The following is a 21658-nucleotide window of genomic DNA, read 5'->3' as shown; positions in this document are numbered from 1 at the left end:
CTTTTGGGCCGGTTTTTTATTGGCCGCCGAGATGCCACTAAACGCTTTTGGGCGTCCCGGCCGACCAGCTTTTGACAGGTTGGAAAAATGACGACTGAGACTACCCGCAAGTTCCGCCCCGCGACACAGCTCGTGCATGCCGGTTCGCTTCGCTCCGGTTTCGCCGAAATGTCGGAAGCGATGTTCCTCACGCAGGGTTTCCTCTACCCCGATGCCGAAGCCGCCGAAGCGCGCTTCAAAGGCGAAAATCCGGGTTTCATCTATTCGCGTTATGCCAACCCCACCACGGACATGTTCGAAAAGCGCATGTGCGCGCTGGAAGGCGCCGAGGAAGGCCGTGCCACGGCTTCCGGCATGGCTGCTGTCGCCGCCGCCATTCTGTGTCAGGTGCAGGCGGGTGATCATGTGATTTCCGCGCGCGCCGTATTTGGCTCGTGTCGTTATATCGTCGAGACCCTGCTGCCGCGCTACGGCGTGGAAATCTCGATCGTCGACGGCTCGGATATCGCAAACTGGAAAGCCGCCGTTCGCCCGAACACCAAGGTGATGTTCCTCGAAAGCCCGTCGAACCCGACGCTCGAAATCATCGACATCGCCGCCGTGGCCCAGGTGGCCAATGAAGCCGGTGCGAAGCTCATCGTCGACAATGTCTTCGCGACCCCGCTTTACCAGAAGCCGCTGGAGCTTGGCGCGCATATCGTCGTCTATTCGACCACCAAGCATATTGACGGTCAGGGCCGCTGCCTTGGCGGCATCGTGCTGTCGGACCGCGAATGGGTCGAGAACACGCTTCAGGACTATTATCGCCACACCGGTCCCGGTATGAGCCCGTTCAATGCGTGGATCATGCTGAAGGGTCTGGAAACGCTGTCCGTGCGCGTGCGCCAGATGACGCAGTCGGCGGCTGCCGTTGCCGATGTTCTCGCAGGCAAGCCGGGCGTCAAGCGCGTCATCTATCCGGGCCGCGCCGACCATCCGCAGGCGGATATCATCGCCAAGCAGATGACCGGCGGTTCAACCCTGATCGCGCTGGAACTGGAAGGCGGCAAGGACGCCGCGTTCAAGTTCGAAAATGCGCTGCAGGTGTTCAGCATCTCCAACAATCTGGGCGACGCCAAGAGCCTGATCACCCACCCGGCCACCACGACGCACAAGAACCTCAGCGATGAGGCCAAGGCCGAGCTGGGCATTTCCGATGGCGTGCTGCGCATTTCGGTCGGCCTTGAAGATACCGACGATCTCATGGAAGACGTCGAAGAAGCGCTGAAGGCAGCGGTTCGCTAAATACCTGCAAGTGATTATCCGGCTCAATGGAATCGGGCCGGATAATCAGCTCGATTTCTGTCCATTTTCATCCTGAAGCATATCGGGATCATGCCAAAGACGGTGTTTCGTCTTAAAAAATGTGACCTTTTCGCTGCAATCCCCCGCAAGAACGATCCAAACGCAGAAAATCTACCTCGCTGACCCTGTCCAGATTACCGCTTCGCGTTGACCTCCAACGCAACTTTGGCGATAGGTGGACATCAGGCACATGATAAAGGCGGATGCGATGTATAGGGCGGTGACGCAGGGGATCGAAATAACGGTTGAGCCGTTTTATCTGGAAGAAGAGTCGGCCCCCGAAGACAATCGCTATGTCTGGGGCTATCGCATTACAATCGCCAATAATTCGTCCGACACGGTGCAGCTGCGCTCGCGCTACTGGCAGATTACCGACGCCAATGGCCGCGTCGAGGAAGTGCGCGGAGCCGGTGTCGTGGGCGAACAGCCTGTTCTCGATCCGGGTGACTCGTTCCAGTATTCGTCTGGCTGCCCGCTGACCACATCGTCCGGCGTGATGGTTGGCCGTTATCAGATGCAAAACCCGACCGGCAACACATTCGAAGTGGATATTCCGGCTTTCTCGCTGGATGTGCCCGAGCAGCGCCGCACGCTGAATTAAGCCAAGCCGAGCCGCAACTGCATCACTAGACATAGAAAAGCCGGGGCGGCTCTCCTGAACCGCCCCGGCTTTTCATTATTCTCATTCCTTACTTCGCAAACAGCGCGGGATCGAACTCGTAGCTGGTCGAGCAGAATTCGCAGGTCACCGAAACCTTGCCGTTCTCAATGCTGTCCTGAATTTCCTCGGCGGTGAAACCCGCCAGGACACCCTGGATTTTCTCACGCGAGCAGGAGCATTCGTCCACCACCTTGATGGCGTTGAAGACGCGCACGCCGCGTTCGTGGAACAGGCGATAGAGCAGCCGTTCGGAGCCAATCGTCGGATCGGTCAGTTCCGAGCTTTCGATGGTTCCAACCAGCGACCGCGCCTCATCCCAGGCGTCATCCACCGGATGATGCACGGCTTCATTGTCGTCGCCGTCCCCACCCGGCAAATCGGGAATGCGCGCGCGCAGTTCCGATTCCGGCAGGAACTGGATGATCAGTCCGCCAGCGCGCCATTGTTCGACGAGCTTGCCATCGGCACCCCGTTCGACCAGCTTGGCAACGCTGAGCTTCAGATCGGTCGGGATCTGTTCCGACTGGCGGAAATAGGTCGTCGCGATTTCTTCCAGCGTCGAGCCGTCAAGCGCCACGATGCCCTGATAGCGCTGCATATAGGCGCCCTGATCCACCGTGAAGGCCAGCGTGCCGCGACCTAGCAGCTCTTCCGGCTCTGTCTTGCCAGCGGCGATGGCGTCTTTCAGGCGCTCATCATCGAAACGCGCATAGGCGCGTACCGCATGCGGCGTGCTGAAATCCACCACCAGCATGTCCACCGGACCGTCGGACTGGGTCTGGAAGATGAACTTGCCTTCGAATTTGAGCGAAGTGCCAAGCAAAACGGTCAGAACCGTCGCCTCAGCCAGCAGGCGGGCCACTTCCTCAGGATATTTATGCCGTTTCAGAATGGCGTCGATGCTCGTGCCGAGCTGAACCGCGCGACCGCGCACATCGAGCCCTTCCACCTGGAAGGGCACGACCGCATTGTCGCCTGCGAAGCCGAAATCACCCAGATCGAGCTTGGGACCCGACTGGCCGTTTTCGGCTTCGATATGAATGTTGCTGGTATCCTCAGCCACAGAAAACTCCAATCACGCGCCTTGCAGGCACCAGGCCAGAATGGCCTTCTGGGCGTGGAGCCTGTTTTCGGCTTCATCGAACACGACCGATTGCGGCCCGTCGATCACTTCGTTGGTCACTTCCTCCCCGCGATGCGCAGGCAGGCAATGCATGAAGAGCGCCTTCGGATCAGCTTGCGCCATCAGCCTTGCATTGACCTGATAGGGCATGAACACATTGTGTCCACGGGCGCGGTCTTCCTGTCCCATCGAAACCCAGGTGTCGGTCACGATGCAATCCACACCGCTTGCCGCTTTCTCCGGGTCTGTCGTGGACATGATGTCCGCACCGTGCGCCCTGGCCCAGTCAATAAAGTGCTGGTTTGGCTCGCTGCCTTCCGGCGTCGCGATATTGACGTTGAAGTCAAACCGCGCCGCGGCTTCCACAAGCGAATGCAGGACGTTGTTGCCGTCCCCCATCCAGGCAAAGGTTTTGCCTTTGATCGAGCCGCGATGTTCCTCATATGTAAGAACGTCGGCCATGATCTGACAAGGGTGGGTGTCGTCGGTCAATGCATTAATGACCGGAACGGTCGCATATTCGGCCAGTTCCAGCATACGGTCATGCGATGTGGTGCGGATCATGATCGCATCCACATAGCGCGACAGGACCTTCGCCGTATCAGCGATGGTTTCGCTGCGGCCGAGCTGCATTTCCGAGCCGGTGAGCATCAGCGTTTCACCGCCGAGCTGGCGCATACCGACATCGAACGACACGCGGGTGCGTGTCGACGGCTTTTCGAAAATCATCGCCAGCACCTTGCCGGCAAATGGCTTTTCAATCTCGCCCGCCTTCAGGCGCGCCTTGCGCACCTTTGCATCCTCAAGGATGGAGCGCAATTCGCTTCCCGGGACGGAAGACAGATCGAGGAAGTGCTTGATACCGTTATCCTGAGCCATGATTACGCCGTCTTGCTGATCGGATTTGCGACGGAAAGCCGTTCCACGGCCGTTTCGATGCGGTTCAGCGCCTCACGGGCTTCTTCCGGCGTCGTAATCAGCGGCGGCAGCAGACGGACGACATTGTCGCCAGCGCCAACGCTCAGGAAATGCTCATCACGCAGCGCCTGAATGAGCGTGGTGTTCGGAACAACGCACTTGATACCCATCAGAAGACCGCGACCGCGAACTTCGGAAACCACATTCGGGAACCGGTCGATGATCGAGGCAAGGCCCTGCTTCATGACAAGCGCGGTGGCCTGAACATTTTCCAGGAAACCGTCAGACAGCACGACATCCAGCACCGCATTGCCGACAGCCATGGCCAGCGGATTGCCGCCATAGGTCGTGCCATGCACACCGGCAACCATGCCCTTGGCGGCTTCAGCCGTCGCAAGGCAGGCGCCAACCGGGAAACCGCCGCCAATACCCTTGGCCACAGCCATGATGTCCGGCGTAACGCCCGACCATTCATGGGCAAACAGCTTGCCGGTACGGCCAACGCCGGTCTGGACTTCGTCGAGGATCAAAAGCAAGCCCTTGTCGTCACAGATCTGACGGATAAGGCGCATGAACTCTTCCGGGAAGCCGCGCAGACCGCCCTCGCCCTGCACGGGCTCAAGCAGAATACCGGCGGTTTCATCGGTAATAGCAGCGCGCAAGGCAGCCTCGTCGCCGAACGGCACCTGATCGAAGCCTTCGACCTTCGGGCCGAAACCTTCTAGATACTTGGCCTGACCACCGGCAGCGATGGTCGCAAGCGTGCGGCCATGGAACGCGCCTTCAAAGGTGATGATCCGGAAACGCTCCGGATGGCCGTTCGCGAAATGATAGCGACGTGCGGTCTTGATCGCGCATTCAAGCGCTTCCGCGCCGGAATTGGTGAAGAAGACCTTGTCGGCAAATGTGTTGTCGACCAGACGCTGGCCGAGCTTTTCCTGTCCGGGAACTTCATAAAGATTGGACAGATGCCACAGCTTTTCAGCCTGATTTTTCAGGGCCTCGACCAGATGTGGATGCGAATGGCCAAGGGAGTTCACCGCGATGCCAGCCGCAAAATCGAGATAGCGCTCGCCGGTTTCGGTGATCAGCCAGATGCCCTCACCTCGCTCGAAGCGCAGAGCCGCACGATTATAGGTGTCGTAAAGCGGTTGCACGGTCGTAGCGTCGGTCATTGCAATCAGGCCTCCATAAGCCCTTCTAAATGCTGCATATCCGAGGAAAACGGACTGTCAGCCTTTGCCATTTTGAGCGATAATCCGACCCTCTCTCCGGCCGGTCATCACAGGATTGCAGCAGGTGGATCATGCGCCTCGCGCGTGAAAAGCCTGCCGAAATAAAAAGCCGCCCACCGGGCGGCACAATTATTCATGGGCGTATATTGGCGCTCGCGAAAAAAATGTCAATCAAACTAAGCCCGGATTGTCGCTCATCTTTGCGCATGAGTTCATGCATTTTATGTCCGCACGTCTGAGCTTTGCCTAAGCTTTGCCCAAGCCTTGCATGATGGGCATATCAGACTTTCCGCAACAATTCGGCAAGCGGGGTAGCGCGACCGTCGCACGCCCTATATATAGTGCCCAGTTTCCACGACAGGGTTCGTGCGGCGGCTTCTCTCTTCCAGGTGTTCAAAAATGCACCACAGGACCAAAGAAAAACCGTCTTTGCCACCCAAGTTGGGGAAAACCCTAAAAATGGAATCTGCCTGACAGGGCTATCCCTTGTCATGGAGTCATCCGGTAATGTAGTTTCTCTTTAAAGAAAAAAGCTACATTTCGTGCGGCGGACCTAGTCACCCGGATAGATATGGTGTTTGCGCCTGGAGCAATCCGGGAACACTGGTGGATTCCGGATAACGAAAATGATTGGAGCCCAGGGCGATGAACTGGACAGACGAACGCGTTGAACTACTGAAGAAACTGTGGAGCGAAGGCTTGAGCGCAAGCCAGATCGCTGCACAGCTTGGCGGCGTCAGCCGCAATGCAGTGATCGGCAAAGTGCACCGTCTGAAGCTTTCAGGTCGCGGTAAGACGACGACCGCTGCTCCACGCAGCAAGAAAGTGAATACGGTTGCAGCAGCGCCGCGTCCTGTGACGCAGCATACGGGCGGCAGCACGCATACCACCCATACGACGACGATGCGCACGGCAACCGTTACCAAGACGGTCGGCGCAACGGCGCTTCAGATGGAATATGCCGCTGAAGTGGTGACCGAGACCGTCATCAAGCCGGCTTCGGATGTGGTGGTGCCTATTTCGCGCCGCCTCACCCTGTTGCAGCTGAGCGAACGCACCTGCAAATGGCCGATTGGCGATCCGCTGAACGAAGATTTCCACTTCTGCGGCAGCGAATCCTGCGAATCCAGCCCTTATTGCAAGTACCACTCGCGTATGGCTTTCCAGCCAACGGCAGAACGGCGCCGGGCACGCTGATCTAAGGGAATAGGTGAGTAAGGGAATAAGGGAGTATGTCTGACGATATCGTCGGCAGCTCCCTTTTTCTTTGCCCGCACCCTATTCCGATCACATACTGCCCTACTCACTTACTCCCCTATTCCCCTCCTCATAGACCTTCAGCGTCCGGTCCGCGATGCCGTCCCAGCTATAGTCGCGGGCGATCCAGTCGATGAGTTGCTGCGACTGTTCAGCCGTCAGCGGGTTATCGGTCTTGCGGCGCAGCGCGTTTTTCAGCGCTTCAATATCGCCGAGCGGGAAATAATCGTCGTCGGGCAGTCCGACTTCCATATTGGCTGTGATGTCGCTGGCCAGCACATTGAGCCCGTAGCCCATGGCCTCCAGAAGTGCGATGGGCATGCCTTCGTGGCTCGATGGCAACACGAAAAGTCCAGCCTGACTGAAAAGCGCAGATAATTCCTCACCCTGCAATGCGCCGGTCAGCACCACGCCCGGCACAGCCTCGACGCGGGCGCGAACCTCTCCGGCATAGTCGGCGGTGTATTCAGCCGAGCCGATCAGGGCCAGTTTCAGCGATGGATCGGAGAGCTTGGCAAAGGCTTCGATCAGATCGAGCTGGCGTTTTTCGGGCACTATGCGGGCGACCAGCGCGATATAGCGGCTGGGAGCAAGCCCATGCTTTTCAAGCCAGCTCGGATCGCGGCTGGGTTCCCGCAGGGTGACGCCGTTCGGGATGAAGGTGACGGGAACGTTATAGCGTTGCTCAACCGTTTTCGCGATATCGTTGGAGACGGCGATGCGGGCGCTTGCAAAGCGCATCCCCCATTTTTCGCCAAGCTTCAATGTCGTGCGCGCCAGACGTCCCCATTTCTGGCGGTTGTAGTCAAAACCGTGATGGGTCACGACCGTCCGCAAACCGAGCAGCCGCGCAAGCGGCGTCACCAGCGCTGGGCCGATGGCGTGAATATGCAAAATGTCGGGGCGCGTGAAACCGGCGCGCAGCACACCGAGAAATGTATGCACGATGGCTTCAAACTTCATCGACGTCGGCGCCCAGATCGGCGTGACCTTGACGCCTTCCCAGACATAGGGCTGCTTCCGGTCGAGATAGGGGCTGCGGCCCACCACTTCCACATCCCAACCCTTGGCGATGTAAAGACGGGCCAGTTCTTCGACATGACGTTCCACGCCGCCCTGCACATTGGGTATGCCGCGCAGGCCGAGCATCATGACGCGTCGCTTTTTAGCCCCTTGTCCCATCAAAGCGCTCCCAGTTCCGCGTAAAGTTCCAGTGTCCGGTTCCGGTAAGCTTCCGGCGAGAATTCCTGTCCTGCCCATGTGCGGCCCAGACGACCCATCTTGCGCCGCGCTTGCGGCGTCAGACTGGCAGCTTCGCTCATGACGCGAGCAAGGTCTTCCGGATCGCCGGTTCTGGCCACCATGCCGGTTTCACCCGGTACGATCATTTCGGGAATGCCGCCAATGTCAGCACCAATGACCGGCACGCCAAGCGCATAGGCTTCCAAAATGCTGATCGGCGCATTTTCATACCATTCCGATGGCAGGATCAGCGCCTTGGCCTCGCCGATCAGCCGATGCAGCCGCTCGCCCGAGACATAGCCCGCAAAGGTGACATCACCGCCGGTTTCAGCAGCCAGCGCGCGCAAGGATTGCTCCTCCGGTCCTGTCCCGGCCACGATCAGCTTCTGCCCGGAGATTGCCGCCGCGCGGATCAGCGTGCCGATCCCCTTTTCGGGGGCAAGACGTCCGACATAGGCAAAGTAGTCGCCTTCATGCTCAAAGGGTTCGAGATTATCGGTCTGCGCGAAGTTCGGGATATAGACCAGCTTTTCCTCCGGCCAGCCCCATTCGATCAGCTTGGAAATATAGAACCGGCTCGGCACCACGATGCGGTCGAGCGTGTTGCGATAAAGGCCGAGCGTGCGGTGTATGGCGGTTTCCACGAAAACCAGCCCGCTCAGCGCTGTCGAATCCTTGATGCATTTGTGAAGCGCGACATTGTAGATGCGCCCGCCCTTGCAGCGCTCGCAGATCTGGTTATGCGACAGCATCTTGTAGGCCGGGCATGCAAGCTTCAGGTCATGCGCGGTCATGACGGTCGGCACGCCCGCCGCTTTCAACACCGGAAAGATCGAGGGCGACAGGTGGTGATAGACATTATGGGCATGGGCGACGCTTGGCCGGAAACGCTCGATCAGCGCCTTGATGCGGTCGCGTGCTTCCCATGAATAGATGATCTTGCCCGCCTGCGCCACTTTGGTGAGGAGGCCGCTCTCGCGCCCATATTCGATTTCAGACACGAAATAGGAAGACCAGTCGGAAGCGAAATTGTCCGGATGTTGCATGGCAAAGGGAGCCGTCTCCCAGCCAATGTCGGAAAAGAGCTTGATATGGTCGAGAAAGACCGCCTCAGCCCCGCCGCGCCGATAAAAATAATTATTGATCGCCAGCAAGCGGTGATCCGGGTCGGCTGCTTTCATCAGGGAGCACCTCCATCTGCTCCGATATGAGCCAGCGTATCGCGTATCGACAATACCTCAACGCCGCTCTGCGCCGCATGGGACACCAGCTTTTCGAAGGTTTCCGGCGTGCAACCGAACGGTGTCGGCCTATCGCTGATATCATGCGTATAGAAGATCAACCAGCCCGGACTTGCGACAAGATCGTCTATCCAGCGGGTCAGTTGTTCCGCATGATGCTCCGGCTGCCGTATTTCGACGGCTTCCAGAAAGGCCAGATCGACCGCGTCGCGATTGATGCGCTCGCCGCCGCTGCGGCAGGTCGCAAAACGGTCGGAAAACAGGCCGCGCGACAGCACCGACGACGCGCAATAGGGATAGGCGAAATTGCGCTGTCCGACCCGATCCGGTTCGATCTCGCCCAAATAAGCATGGTTGCGGTCAAGATCGGCGGCGAGATCGCGCATGCCGACCGAGGGCACATTCCAATGCGTGAATGTGTGACAGCCAATGTCGTGCCCGGCCTGTGCCAGCCTGCGGAGGCCTTCTTCCGTGATCAGTTGCCGATGCGCCTCGACGGAACCAACCAGACCACCGGCAATATAAAACGTGCCGTGAAAGCCGTATTGTTCCAGTATCTTCGCGCCTACGCTTTCGGCGGTATCGGGAACATCGTCGAATGTGAAGCTGATGATCCGCCGTCCCTTCGGAAGCGGAAATGGCCGCAACGGAAAGCTACGACTCAGCGCGTCATGCAATCTGTTGTTCAGCCGGTCCAAACGTGCCCTTGCCCAGCCCAATCTGTCGTGTTCCATTGTTTTTACCAAGCCTTTGCCCCAAAAAGCTTAACTCACAAGTCGCGCCTTCGCCTGAAGACGCATGCCGAAAATGGCTACCATCAAACAAAACCAAACAGAGCTGCCGTTCTGGAAAAACGTGCTTTCCATGCAAGATGCATAGAGGCCGTATAACCACAGACGGCTGAACAGAAGCGTCAATGCAGGATCATTCCCAGTCGCTTCCGCTGCCCTGATATAACGTAGCGGCAGGATGATCAGCCAGATCAGTATAAGGATCAGGCCAAACACACCCGCATTGATCATCATATCCAGATAGGCATTATGCGCGTTGAAAGCTGCGACTGCCCATGTCGCTCCGCCTCCTCCGGCATAGACCATTTCTGGTGTCTTCCAGAACGAGTCCAGCCCGTAGCCAAATATCGGCTTTTTAGCGACTGCTGAAAAGGCTATGCGCCAAATATCGGCGCGGTTGGTAAATGTCGCGTCAATACCAAGGCTCGTGATGAGCTGGCGGATGGGGTCGGAAACCGCAGCACCCACGGCCACAAAATTGAATGCAGCTACCCCACCAATGGCGATTGGAATGCGTGTCCAGCGCCAGTGCGTGAAGATGAGAGACATGAAAGCGATGAAGGGAAGCATGGCCGTCGATGTCTTGCCGCCCGTATGCAGCAGGAAGAAAACACACAACGCCACCACAAGCCCGCCAGCTTTGCGGTAACCCTTTTGCCAGCCATAAAGCCCGAAGAAACTGAGCAGCACCAGTGCTGCTGCGGCCGCGTTCTTGTGCGGAAAATGTCCGCGCCACGCGCCTGCCAGCATCGGTTCCAGCACGTCGGTGCCCTGATGGATCGCCCTGCTCGGCAGGAAGATGACGCCGAAATAGGCAAAGCCAAGCGTGATGAACGAGCCGATCAGCAACAGGCGCGCCATCTGGTTTTCAGAGCGTGGCAACAGCAGGAATATGCTGGCGTTGAGCGCCGTCAGGATCGACAGAACCACCTTGCGGCTTGCAATGCTGGGATGGGCCGAGAGAATGGCCGTCACGAACATCCAGATGAACAGGGTCACCAGCAGCACACGCGGCTGAAGAATGGTCTTGCGAAGCGGGCTGCTCAGACCGCAGGCAAGAAAGCCCATGGAAATCGTCAGCGTCATCAGCTGGTTCAGCAGGTTCGATTGACCCGCCGACGCGCTTGCACCGATCTCGGCACTGGTTCCGGGGTAAGGACTGATGCCGACCCACAGAAACAAAATCATGATGAGAAAGAGAGCGGCGCCGAAGGATGACGACACCGACGTCAGATCATGGGCCTGTGCCTTGATTGGTGCACGGGCCGCGACACGCCGATGTGAAGCAAGATCAGACACGGCTCTCCCGATTTCTCCGCCATGCGCCAAGATAACCCAGAGCAAGCGCGAGCGCCACACCGAGACCCATGCCGACGAAACCACCGCCTGCGCCGAGCAACACGGTGCGCGGCGGCCAGCTGCGGCTGACGGGCGGGATTGCTGTGGAGATCACACGGATATTGGTGGCATCGAGCTGCTGGCGCTGATGCGTTTCAGTCGAGCGCGTCAGGAATGTGTTGTAGATCGAAACCTTGGCGGTCATGTCACGTTCGAGATCGGACAACTGCACCTGCGCATCATTGTCGAGTGCCACAGCCGAGCGCGCGGTCGCGGCCTGCGCATTGAGCGCATCGACAACCGCATTGGCCTGATCCAGATCGACCTTTGCCGATTGCAGAATACGTGAGCGTTCGGCGGCGATCTGCTGCTCCAGCCCGGCGATCTGGCGCTGCGTATTGATGAGTTCCGGATAGCGCGGACCATAGGTCATGGTCAGCGCATCATAGCGCTGCTTCAGCGTCGCATACTGGCTGCGCAGATTGGTCATGGTCGGCGATTGCAGCGTGCTTGCCGGACCGACCGGGCTACCCGTATCGCGGGTCAGCTCATTGTAACGAGTGCTGGCATCCGTCTGGCGCGATTTGGCATCGAGCAGCTTGGTGTTGATCTGCGCCATGGACTGGGCGCTGACCAGTTCGCCACCGGTCGTCTGAAGCCCATGCGCGCGACGGAAAGCGGCAACTTTTTCTTCGGCGTCCGTGGCAGCTTTCTGCAAGGAGGTCAGGCGTTCAGACAATGCGGCGGCAGCACGACCTGCACCGTCGGCATCGGCCTCGGCAACTTCTTCCTGGAAAGACTTCGCTAGCGCGTCGGCAACCTTGACGGATTTTTCGGGATTGTCGGTCCAGACGCCAATCGTCACGAGGTAGGATCGTTCGGGACGGGTTACGACAATGCGCTGCGACAAGGCGCGCACTGCCGTCAGTGTGTCGTCCGATGCGTCCTTCGGCTTGCCGAGACCCAGCAGCGCGCGCAGATCGAAACTGGCTGGCGGCGGAACGAACTCAGCATCGTTCTGCAAATTGAGATTCTGCACGACGCGACGCAGCACATTGCCCGACACAAGCATTTTCATCTTGCTTTCAATGTCGAGAATCTGGCTGTCGGCCTGAAGGCTCTGGGCATAAATATCGTTGGGCAGCAGCTGCAAACCGGATGGCGGCACCAGCATATCCGTATAGGCCGTATAGCGTGGCTTGGCCGTCATGCCATAGGCAAGGCCTGCCAGCGCACCGGCAACGGCGAGAATGACAATCCATATCCAGCGGGCGCGCACCCATTCCAGCGCAGCCCAGAGGTCGATTTCCGGCAACATGAGCCCGTCACCGGTTGACTTTGCTTCCGGCTCTTCCAGATGCGGTGCAGAGGGCCTATCGGCAACTGCCTCCTCGGGAACTGGCCCGGAAACAGGGGCCGAGACAGACGCCGCCCGCGGATAGGACGGCGCATGGTTCTGCGCCAAAGCCTGGTTCCATTGCTCAAGCGTCTCTGCGCCGCGCGTTTCATCACGCGGTAGCTGAGCCTTCGAAGCAAGGTCACGCAAGGTGTACATCGATCGATCCTATGTTTGCCTTGGCCTATGGTTACCCTGATCGCGGGAGAAACCGTCTTTTTGCTTTTTATATGAGAAGATTAAAAAAATTGGTTAATCACAACTATTGGGTTGCGATACGCGATAGGACTGGAAAATACATGACCTGTTCAGTTAGGGTTCATATTTCAAGGTTACATCTGACAGATAACATAGAGTACGTCGGGAGAGGGAAAAGGTCCTTTTGGTAAACCCATGCCGGGTCGGACCAAAGCGCGAAGCTAAGAGTCGGGTTCCAACATTTGCATCCCCGGGTTCCAAGCGCTGAGCAAATGTTGGAATCAAAAAGACCACTCGCTCGTGTATCTATCTAGTGGATTTTACGAATTTGACGTTTGAAACAGCCTATGTGCCAGCCGGGATTCAAACGTCAGCTTCAATCCACTGGCACCGACAGATAATGCCATTCAAAACACTCTGTTAAGTTCGCAGTATGAAATGTTAAAACGCTACTGGCCCACATTGTTGTCCTACGCCGCATCGAGCGGCAGTCTCTTCGCAGCCAATGTCGCGCAGCTGCTGACTTTTGCCATTCTGGCACGCTATCTGGGATCGCATGAGTTCGGGCTTTTCGTGACTGTGATGGCAATCACGGCCATCGCAAACTACATTTGCGGGCTTGGCGGCGCTGAATGCCTCGTGCGGCGCGTGGCGCAAACCCCCGACATCTACCCCGCCATGCTCGGGCACAATATCATCCTGATCGTGACAAGCGGCATCGTGCTTGTGATCCTCGGCATGATCCTTTTGCCGTTCTGGCTTGAATCCGTCCCGGAATTCGCCAGCAATTATCTCGGCATGTTCCTTCTGCTCGTCACCAATATCGTGCTTGTGCGCGCCATTCTTCTCGTCGAACAGATCTATATCGCCCATACCGACTTCGTTTCCGCAAACCTCTCGGTGGTCGGCTTTGCCGTGGCGCGCACCATCGCAGCCGTGGTCGCCTGCCTGATCTTCAATATCTCGAGCGTCGTTGAATGGGCCTACTGGCAGTTTGGCTGCCATGTGCTGGTGCTCGTCGCCTATGCATGGTTTCTCCGCAGGCTCGGCGCGCCGCAATATCGCATCGTGCGGGAAGAAATCCGCCTCGGCATCATGTTCGCCTCGCAATTCATCTTCCGCGCCGTCCGCCAGAATGCCGATTTGCTCATCCTCGGCGCGCTCGTCGCGCCCAGCATCGTCGGTAGCTATGGCGTGACACGCCGTATCGTCGACAGCAGCATGCTGACCATCGATGCGATGAACCGTCTCGTCTATCCGCGTCTGTCGCAAGCCAGCGCCAACGGCATTCACCATGCCTTGCCGATCACGCTGCGCCTGCTCGGGGCTTCGCTTTTGATCGGAACGCTGACCTCACTGGTCATCTTCATCGCCGCGCCCTATCTCCCACTCTTATTCGGCAAGGAATACACGACGCTGATCGCTTTCTGCCGCACGTTGTGCTGGATCACGATCTTCGTCGCGCTCTGGTCGATTGCGGTGGATTTGCTCGGCGCGGCCAGCCAGCACACCTATCGTACTGCGGTGCTGAATGTCGGCAATATTCTGGGTGCGCCGCTTCTGGCGGCAGCCACCTGGTATGCGCCGATCACCGGCACTTTCACCGCAATTTACTTTATTGAAATATGTATCGTGTTGGCTTCGTGGTGCTGCGTCTTCTATCTCGTCAAAAGAAGCCGCGAAGCAGCTGCAAGGAAAGAGGTTCAAGTCTAAGCCCGGTCCGCCCGGGCAGAGGGGCAGGTCAAAGTGGGGAGCATATCTGTCGCGGAGACAAAGACACAGCGGGTTCGCCCGATGCGTGTCGATGACATACCGGCTGTACGCGAACTGTTTACCGAGGTTTTTCGTCCCAAATCGACCTCTCACAGCGAGAGTTTCGACCAGTATTTCCGGCATGTTTTCTTCGAAAACCCTTATTACGATGCCGATCTGTGCAGCATCGTGCATGAAGACAGCAAGGGCGAGATCGACAGCACGCTTTGCGTGTTGCCCATCCCCTATCATGTCGACGGCAAGATCGTCATGGGAAGGCTGCTCTGCGCCTATATGATGCGCCCCGGCGGCTCGCCGCGCGGTGCAGCCGAACTGACGCTCACACTGCGCTCGCGTCCCAATGACTTCTCATTCAGCGATAGTGCAGCACCCGTCAGCATGCGCCATTTCAGCGCAGTTGGCGGCATCACGCTCGACACCCATGGTCTGGCATGGACGCGGATTTTCCGTGGTGCGAGTTATGTGGCCCAGTTTGTTGCCGAGCGCCGTGCAGCGTTGCGCGGCTGGCCTGCCGCAAAAGTCGGCAAGCTTTTGGATTCACTGGTTCCGCTGCCCAAACTGCGCAACTCCACCAATGGCAAACTGACCGTGCGCGAGATCGATCAGAGCGAAGCTATCGGCCTGATCCGCCAGTTTCTGCCGACCTATGACGCCTACCCCGCATGGACGGAGCAGGATCTGCACTGGGTGCTGAACCTCGCCAGAGATAACCGCGCTGCAGGCGAACTCCGCTTCTGTTCGGTTTCCGGCAAGGGCGACGAGCCGGTCGGATTCTTCTGCTATTACGCCCGGGCAAACGGGATGGCCGAGGTGCTCAGCATTCTGGCTCTCAAGACCCGCGAGCAGGCCGTTGCCGAGGTCATGCTGTCGCATTTGCAGGAGGCCGGCCATATCGCGGCGCAGGGCCGCGCCGATCCGCATTTTCTCGGCGCGCTCTCGCAGCAATCGGTCATGTTCTTCCGCCTGAAGGCCAATGTCTGCGTGGTGACAGCCAATCCCGGCGTGGTGAATGCGCTGAGCCACAACGATATCTTCATCGGCGGACTTGCAGGCGAAAGCTGGAGCAGGCTGGTTACCGACTTCCAATAGCTGTCTGATCCAAAAGACTACCGGCTGAACTGACGCTCCAGCAGGAAGAAGGTCGTCGGCCCATCAGCGCCCGCGCCGTTATCGAGACGAAATTCCACCGGCCCATCGCCGGTGGCGACAGGCGCATGAAGCTTGCCGTCGAGACCGATGGCGGACAATTTCCAAGCCGAAGCAGCACCTGCAAGCCGGAAATCGACGCGGTTGCGCAGCAATGTCACCGGCAAACGCCCCCAATCCTCGATCACCTTTTGCGCATCGTCGCGAAAGCGCATGCCTGTATTGCGGGCATCGGTCGCGAAAATCACCAGCATCTTCTCGCTGGTTGCCAAGGGTTGCGTATCGAGCGCCGATACGGAGACAAGGCCGCGCTCTTCGGCATGACCAAGCGTCAATTGCCCAAGCGTCAGACTATCCTTCAGATCGGCGAAGGCCAGTGCTTCGGTCTGCGGCGTCACAACCCGCATACGAGTGCGGTCCCGTTCCAGCAGGATTTCGCCGGTCGCGCTGGCGAAGATGCCGCGATAGGGATCGGTCGCATTGTCCTCCGGCAACAGACCCGCCTGTTTCAAACGCCCCAGAACATTGTCGAGCGCGACATTGCGATAATTGATCTCAATGCCTTTGGCCGTGGTTTCCGGCCACTGCAAACCCGAGGCGAACAAGCCGATACCACCGACCAGCGCCAGAGTTTTCAACCTCTCCGGCTCTCGCGTTTCAAGCGAATCGCCAAGGCTGGTTTCGCCTTGCATCATAAAGGGAACGGCGAAGGACGCCGTTTTGACATCGCCGCGCCGGAACAGGAGCGAGGCAAGCGTTTCGCCCGCACGCGCCACCGGATCGACCGCGAATGTGTAGGGCACGATGCGCTGACGAAGCGGTTCCGCCTCGTCAAAGGCAAGCGTGATCGGCCCCTGCCCGTGGCGGCAAATACCATCCCAGCCCTGCAAGGCGGCATAGGCCGGGAAAACCAGCCCCGCTTCATAACGATAACGGTTCCAGAACAGATGTTCGTATTCGGTGACGAAGAACGGCCGACCGATCCAGCGGCCAGCGGCCAGCTCGCTGACATAGGAGGCGGCATCGGCGATGGAGCTGTTCTGCTTCATCGTCGTTCCGGGTTCCATCGAGCCGGTCCAGTCATGATAGGTATTGGCGCTGATGGCCTGTTGCGGCATGCGTGACAGCGAAGTCTGAACCGTGAACCAATTATTATAGGGTGCGATCAGCCCCTTATAACCAAGCGTTCGATAAGCGGCCTCGAGCCGTGCGGCCAGTGCTTGCTCCCGTTCGACGACAAAGGCCTGAAAATCATGCAGCCGCGCGCCACCGCCGGAACGGCTCTGCGGCAATTGCACTGTTCCCGCTTCGAGGTTTTCCTCTGCAGCAAGACCGCCCCAGGCCCGTGAAAGTGCAGCCGTGTCGGTATAACGTTTTTTCAAAAACGCATTGAACGCTGGAGCAAAACCCGGCCAGAACGGGCCAGTTGCTTGCTTGCCATGCAGGAAACTGGTGAATTCGATACCATTCTCATTGAACGGAATGATCAGCGCCAGTGCCGGGTCCTGCAACGGGGCCAGTCCCGTATAGGGATTGACCGTCGCGTAGACTTCTTTTTGAAACCGCAGCCAGTGCTCGAAGGCTGCGTCATCCACATAGATGCGGCGCTTCAGATTGCCTTCCGGTCCCCAGCGGTTCATATCCCTGCCGCCGAGCGCACCGCTTTCCGCCGTCAGTCCGTCGATGGTCCAGTAGATACCTTCGCGTTTCAAGGCGGCCATCAGATAACGAATGCGGTCCAATGCTTCGGGATCGAAGTTGAAATCCCCGTCGCGATTGAGCATCAGATCCGTATCGAGAAAATGCAGCCGCGCAATATTGTAGCCATGCAGACGAAGCTGCTGCACATAGCGGTCGATGAAGGCGTGGTCGATCTTGCCTGCTGACGGCAATCGCCAGGAGAGCGACGCGCAGAACAGGCGCTGAGGCTCATCCGGCTTTGCCGCCCGGACGAGACGCCCTGCGGCATTGGCCGCAATGCGGCTTTGCTCATCAATCGCGGAATTGGGCAGAAAGGACGAGAAGTCGAGCGGACTGCCCGGCGTCATTTCCAGCCGGGTTTCTTTGACCGGCATCCACTCTTCCGCAACAGTCCTTTCCGGCCAGAACGCAAGGGCGCCAAGACCGGCAACACAGATGAGAAGAGCGGCAAGCAGCTTTCTCATGAGGTCCCTTTTGGGGTCTCTTTCGGGATTTCATTCAAGACCCGGCTTTCGATCCAGTCCTGCGGCTTTCGGCGCGGCTGGAAGAAGCCAAGCGGCATGGCAGCCGCATGGAAAATCCAAGCCACAACCGCATAGACGCCGAGCGAAACGCTGCGCTCGCGGATCGACATCAGCACAAACGGCAACAGCGCGAAGACAAGCGCCGCGACCAGCGCCCAGGGCGTGACGAAACCCAGCAAAAGTGCGGCGATCACCACCAGCCACCAGACATAGACCGCGCCCCAGAGGCGCAATTCCGGCAGTTCCTTTATAACATTTTGCCAGTGCGGCTGGCCAACCGCCGCGCGCAGCACTTCGCCGGTGCCACGCAGATACTTGCTTTTCCAGCGGCGCGTCAAAAGCTTGTAGGCATTCATCGAATAGCCGAAATGCTGTACGAAGGGCCGGTCGAGACGGTGTAGCTTCCAGCCATGGGTGCGCAGGCGCACGCCCGCATCGAACTCTTCATGGCCGTGCAGATTGCGGTCGGAGAAATAGCCCGCCTGCTCGATGGCCGCACGGCGATAGAGACCGCCGCCATTCATCCGGTCGATATTACCGGCCTGCTTTTCCGGCGTCTGCCTGCGCGCGCGCCGCTGAAATTCAAGGCTTTCCAGAATCTGGTCCACCACATGCCCGGTCACGCCGCCGGTTTCCGGGTGCTCGGCCATGTATTGCAGGGCAGCGGGAATAAAGTCCGGCTCGATGATCATGTCGCCGTCGATCAGGCAGATGAAAGGCTGTGTGGAATATTGAAAGCCCAGTTGCGGCCCAAGACCACAGCTTGCCCGTACGGGCGCTTCGATCTGCACCACCCGCACCGGATAAGCGCTGGCGATTTCCACCGTACGATCCGTCGAGCCGCTATCAGAAACGATGACTTCGACCTGTCCGTCAGGCAAAGCCGCAAGGGCGCTCTCGATCGCTGCGGCGATGCGCTGCTCTTCGTTCAAAGTCTTGATGATAATCGAAACTGACATTACCCGCCTTGCCTGCTCCCGGTTGATTATCGACAGTCATCACTTGAAGAGCGCATTGTCTTCAACAACTGTTGAATCCTTATAACTGCTCTCGCTCTTTGTGTTTACGCATTTTCTAATGCAATATCGTTTCACAGCATTGCTGGAAATGTTTCAACACCTGCGTATGTTTTCCAGCATTTCATAGTTCCGTTTAGTTTCAAATAAACTAAACACCGCTATGCCAATGGCGAATCGCCAGTTCATCGTGAGCGATAAGCTTTTAAACCGGCAAACAAATAGATAATTCAAGGCTGCTGATGTCGAGTGCCAATTTTGAAATCAAAGTGCATAGTCGCGTCGACGATCTATCCAACGACTGGCCCGACGCGAATGACAGCAGCGGCTGCGCGCTTTATGTCTTTCAGTCCAGAACCTTTCTGCGCGCCTGGGAAGCAAGTTATGGCGCAGCGCATAAAGCTCAGCTTTGCCTGATTGAAGTCCGTGACCAGAACCAGCAGCCTGTCCTGTTTGTCCCGTTTTGCATCATGCAGCGCTATGGCGCGCGCATTCTGTCCTTCGTGGATGACGGTGTTTCCGATTACAACGCACCGATTCTCTTCGAAAACGCGCCGCATTGGGATGTCGCTGGCGCCGAAGCGCTTTTGAAGCAGATTTTTGCGGCCCTGCCGCCCTTCGATATGGTGGCTTTTGAAAAGATGCCGCAGGAAGTCGAAGGTCGGCCCAATCCCTTCTGGGGCCTGTCCAATCGCGACTGTTCGGCGGGCACGCACTGGATCACGCTTGAACGACCCATGCCGGAGATCGAGCAGTCGATCCACGGCTACAGCACCATTGCCAAGCGCGCAAAGGCATTGCGCCGCGCCGGGCGGTATCGCTTTCTGGTCACGCGCGATGCGCAGGAGCGGGCGACCTTTCTTGAAACCATGCTGCAACAAAAGCAGAAGCGTTTTGAGGACACAAAAGTCCCCGGTTTCGAGACCCATCCCGAAAAGCGCCGCTTCTTCGAAATGGTGACCGAGCCTCTGGCCGCCGTGAATGCCCTGCACTTCTCCGTTCTGACAATGGATGACGCGGTCGTCGCCACCATGTGGAGCGTGACGCGCAAGCGGCATTATTGCGCGATGATCACCACCTTCGAAGACGGTATCTGGAACAAATATTCGCCCGGCAAAGTGCTGATGGTACGGCTGATCGAAGCCCTGAAAGCCGATGATTACGAATGCTTCGATCTCGGCTTCGGCAATGAACCCTGGAAGCACGATTTCGCAGACCGCGAAGTCCCGATGCGCGATTATGTGGTTGCCCGCACCCTGCGCGGCAGGATCGCGCTTGCATATCAGCAGACCATCGACGGCCTGCGTACTACCCGCCTTTACAAGCGGCTCCGCCCGCTGAAATGGGAGCTTCTGCGCCGCCTCTCGCGTTAGAGCGCGCATCTTGTTCCGAAAACCGTTTCACATTTTTCGGGATGCGCTAATTGCTCAGCCTTCGCGCTTCGGCAGGCGCACCATGAAGGTGGAGCCTTCGCCAAGCTGCGAGCGCACCACCAGACGACCGCGATGGCGCGCCAGAATATGCTTCACGATGGCAAGCCCCAGCCCGGTGCCCTTCTGGGCCCGGCTGGTTTCCACATCGATGCGATAGAACCGCTCGGTCAGGCGCGGTAGATGTTCGGTCGAGATACCCGGTCCGAAATCCTGCACCGAAGCCACGACTTCCGGCGCACTGCCGGTTTCATCCGCCTCCAGCTTGACGATGACCTTCTTGCCCGCCTGCCCGTATTTGCAGGCATTTTCGACGAGGTTCTGGAACACCTGAATCAACTCGTCACGGGCGCCGGTCACCAGCAGCGGATGATCGGGCAGATTGCGCTCGATCACCACGTCGAGATTGGCGGCGAGCGGGTTCAGCGTATCGGCGACATGGTTGAGGATAGACGTCAGGTCCACGCTTTCATTGACCGCCAGATGCGCCCGCATTTCCAACCGGGACAGCGACAGCAAATCGTCAATCAGGCGCGACATGCGCTCGGCCTGTTTCTGCATGATATCGAGAAAACGGTCGCGCGCCGCGACGTCGTTGCGCGCTGGCCCCTGCAAGGTTTCGATGAAGCCGCGCAACGAGGCAAGCGGCGTGCGCAATTCATGGCTGGCATTAGCGATGAAGTCGGACCGCATGCGGTCGATACGGCGCGTTTCACTCTGATCGCGGAAGATAAGCACGAACAGCTCGGGCCGCCCTTCCGCATCCGGCAGCGCCTTGACCATGGCCTTGTACCAGCGGTCGATTGGCACGCGCTCGAAATATTCGATGCTGCGCGGCTCGCCATCAGCAATAACGCCTTGAATGAGCGCGTGCATTTCTGGCGCGCGGAAGCGTAGATAGAGCGCCGTGCCGCCTTCAAGAGACTGAAAGGCCTCCAGCGCCGCCGCATTGGCGAACAGCACCGTGCCGCCATGGTCGAAGACAATCATCGGATCGGTGAGGAGATCGGCCAGCCGCTCGCCGGACACACCGGCCATCTCGCTTTGGTCGTCATCCTTGACCGGGTCGGCATCGGGCTCGCCGCTGCCGACTTCATTGGCAACCCAGACCGCCCCCAGCACGACCAGCGCCAGCAGAACCGCCCGGAACCAGAACGGCAATTCCAGAGCCATGACACAAACCGCCAGAACCATGCTGACGATGAGAACGCCCTTCACCCGCCCGAGCGGGGCAAAGATCGACGATTCCGGAGCGCGCGCCTCCGGGGCGGTCTCGGCATCATCGGTACGGCGGTTGTCTTCACTCATTGTCTATTCCTTAGAC

17 protein-coding genes are annotated in these 21658 nt (G+C 58.3%); 6 read left to right on the top strand and 11 right to left on the bottom strand.

The genetic code is table 11. The annotated features are described in order from the left end of the window. The first annotated feature begins 87 nt into the window (after positions 1–87). Together ACTJKP_RS02880 and apaG are read left to right on the top strand one after the other, a co-directional pair. Positions 88–1284: an O-succinylhomoserine sulfhydrylase gene (locus tag ACTJKP_RS02880; protein WP_440629612.1), complete on the top strand. Its 1197-nt coding sequence runs from the start codon at positions 88–90 to the stop codon at positions 1282–1284. 268 nt (positions 1285–1552) lie between these two features. Next, on the top strand, positions 1553–1945 hold the full coding sequence (gene apaG, locus ACTJKP_RS02875; RefSeq protein ID WP_078337912.1) for a Co2+/Mg2+ efflux protein ApaG: 393 nt from the start codon (positions 1553–1555) through the stop codon (positions 1943–1945). Positions 1946–2033: 88 nt separating this feature from the next. Here apaG and ACTJKP_RS02870 read toward each other — a convergent pair whose 3' ends face one another. From ACTJKP_RS02870 to ACTJKP_RS02860, 3 genes are read right to left on the bottom strand one after another with little or no spacing between them, the layout of a single operon-like run. After that, positions 2034–3068, bottom strand: coding sequence for an Hsp33 family molecular chaperone (locus ACTJKP_RS02870; RefSeq protein ID WP_078338111.1), 1035 nt, complete (start codon positions 3066–3068; stop codon positions 2034–2036). A 12-nt stretch (positions 3069–3080) separates the two neighbouring features. Then, positions 3081–4007: an ornithine carbamoyltransferase gene (gene argF, locus ACTJKP_RS02865; protein ID WP_078337911.1), complete on the bottom strand. Its 927-nt coding sequence runs from the start codon at positions 4005–4007 to the stop codon at positions 3081–3083. Positions 4008–4009: 2 nt separating this feature from the next. After that, a complete protein-coding gene (locus tag ACTJKP_RS02860) occupies positions 4010–5221 on the bottom strand; it encodes an aspartate aminotransferase family protein (RefSeq protein ID WP_440629611.1) in 1212 nt (403 codons plus the stop codon). A 705-nt stretch (positions 5222–5926) separates the two neighbouring features. On the opposite strand from ACTJKP_RS02860, the gene ACTJKP_RS02855 reads away from it, so the two are divergent. Then, the gene (locus ACTJKP_RS02855; protein ID WP_078337909.1) at positions 5927–6478 is read left to right on the top strand and encodes a GcrA family cell cycle regulator; all 552 of its coding nucleotides are present in this window, start codon (positions 5927–5929) and stop codon (positions 6476–6478) included. 102 nt (positions 6479–6580) lie between these two features. Here ACTJKP_RS02855 and ACTJKP_RS02850 read toward each other — a convergent pair whose 3' ends face one another. From ACTJKP_RS02850 to ACTJKP_RS02830, 5 genes are read right to left on the bottom strand one after another with little or no spacing between them, the layout of a single operon-like run. Further along, the gene (locus tag ACTJKP_RS02850) at positions 6581–7720 is read right to left on the bottom strand and encodes a glycosyltransferase family 4 protein (RefSeq protein WP_440629610.1); all 1140 of its coding nucleotides are present in this window, start codon (positions 7718–7720) and stop codon (positions 6581–6583) included. After that, the gene (locus ACTJKP_RS02845; RefSeq protein WP_440629609.1) at positions 7720–8961 is read right to left on the bottom strand and encodes a glycosyltransferase family 4 protein; all 1242 of its coding nucleotides are present in this window, start codon (positions 8959–8961) and stop codon (positions 7720–7722) included. Before ACTJKP_RS02845 ends, ACTJKP_RS02850 begins: the two co-directional genes overlap by 1 nt. Beyond that, a complete protein-coding gene (locus tag ACTJKP_RS02840) occupies positions 8961–9755 on the bottom strand; it encodes a polysaccharide deacetylase family protein (RefSeq protein ID WP_440629608.1) in 795 nt (264 codons plus the stop codon). Before ACTJKP_RS02840 ends, ACTJKP_RS02845 begins: the two co-directional genes overlap by 1 nt. 30 nt (positions 9756–9785) lie before the next feature. Continuing rightward, positions 9786–11111 carry an O-antigen ligase family protein gene (locus ACTJKP_RS02835; RefSeq protein ID WP_440629607.1) on the bottom strand — a complete coding sequence of 442 codons (1326 nt, stop codon included), beginning with the start codon at positions 11109–11111 and terminating at the stop codon, positions 9786–9788. Further along, positions 11104–12705 (bottom strand): GumC family protein, encoded by a 1602-nt coding sequence (locus tag ACTJKP_RS02830; RefSeq protein WP_440629606.1) that lies wholly within the window; start codon positions 12703–12705, stop codon positions 11104–11106. Before ACTJKP_RS02830 ends, ACTJKP_RS02835 begins: the two co-directional genes overlap by 8 nt. A gap of 477 nt (positions 12706–13182) precedes the next feature. Between ACTJKP_RS02830 and ACTJKP_RS02825 the strand changes: the two genes are divergently transcribed. Together ACTJKP_RS02825 and ACTJKP_RS02820 are read left to right on the top strand one after the other, a co-directional pair. Then, complete coding sequence (locus tag ACTJKP_RS02825; RefSeq protein WP_440629605.1) at positions 13183–14457, top strand: lipopolysaccharide biosynthesis protein; 1275 nt, start codon at positions 13183–13185, stop codon at positions 14455–14457. A gap of 81 nt (positions 14458–14538) precedes the next feature. Next, on the top strand, positions 14539–15606 hold the full coding sequence (locus ACTJKP_RS02820) for a hypothetical protein (protein WP_440629604.1): 1068 nt from the start codon (positions 14539–14541) through the stop codon (positions 15604–15606). A gap of 17 nt (positions 15607–15623) precedes the next feature. On the opposite strand, the gene ACTJKP_RS02815 is transcribed toward ACTJKP_RS02820, so the two are convergent. Both ACTJKP_RS02815 and ACTJKP_RS02810 read right to left on the bottom strand, forming a co-directional pair. Continuing rightward, the gene (locus ACTJKP_RS02815) at positions 15624–17828 is read right to left on the bottom strand and encodes a glycoside hydrolase (protein WP_440629603.1); all 2205 of its coding nucleotides are present in this window, start codon (positions 17826–17828) and stop codon (positions 15624–15626) included. After that, entirely contained in the window at positions 17825–18847 is a 1023-nt protein-coding gene (locus tag ACTJKP_RS02810) for a glycosyltransferase (protein ID WP_440629602.1), read from the bottom strand. The genes ACTJKP_RS02815 and ACTJKP_RS02810 overlap by 4 nt, the downstream gene beginning before the upstream one ends. A gap of 326 nt (positions 18848–19173) precedes the next feature. Here ACTJKP_RS02810 and ACTJKP_RS02805 point away from each other — a divergent pair, with 326 nt between their 5' ends. Next, positions 19174–20277 carry a GNAT family N-acetyltransferase gene (locus tag ACTJKP_RS02805; protein ID WP_440629601.1) on the top strand — a complete coding sequence of 368 codons (1104 nt, stop codon included), beginning with the start codon at positions 19174–19176 and terminating at the stop codon, positions 20275–20277. 54 nt (positions 20278–20331) lie between these two features. Here ACTJKP_RS02805 and ACTJKP_RS02800 read toward each other — a convergent pair whose 3' ends face one another. Further along, positions 20332–21642, bottom strand: coding sequence for an ATP-binding protein (locus tag ACTJKP_RS02800; RefSeq protein ID WP_078337899.1), 1311 nt, complete (start codon positions 21640–21642; stop codon positions 20332–20334). Positions 21643–21658 lie beyond the last annotated feature (16 nt).

The organism is Brucella sp. 22210, assembly GCF_052045675.1.
GTDB lineage: Bacteria > Pseudomonadota > Alphaproteobacteria > Rhizobiales > Rhizobiaceae > Brucella.
The sequence above is the reverse complement of the archived record's forward strand: the minus strand, read 5'-3'. Positions and strand labels throughout refer to the sequence as shown.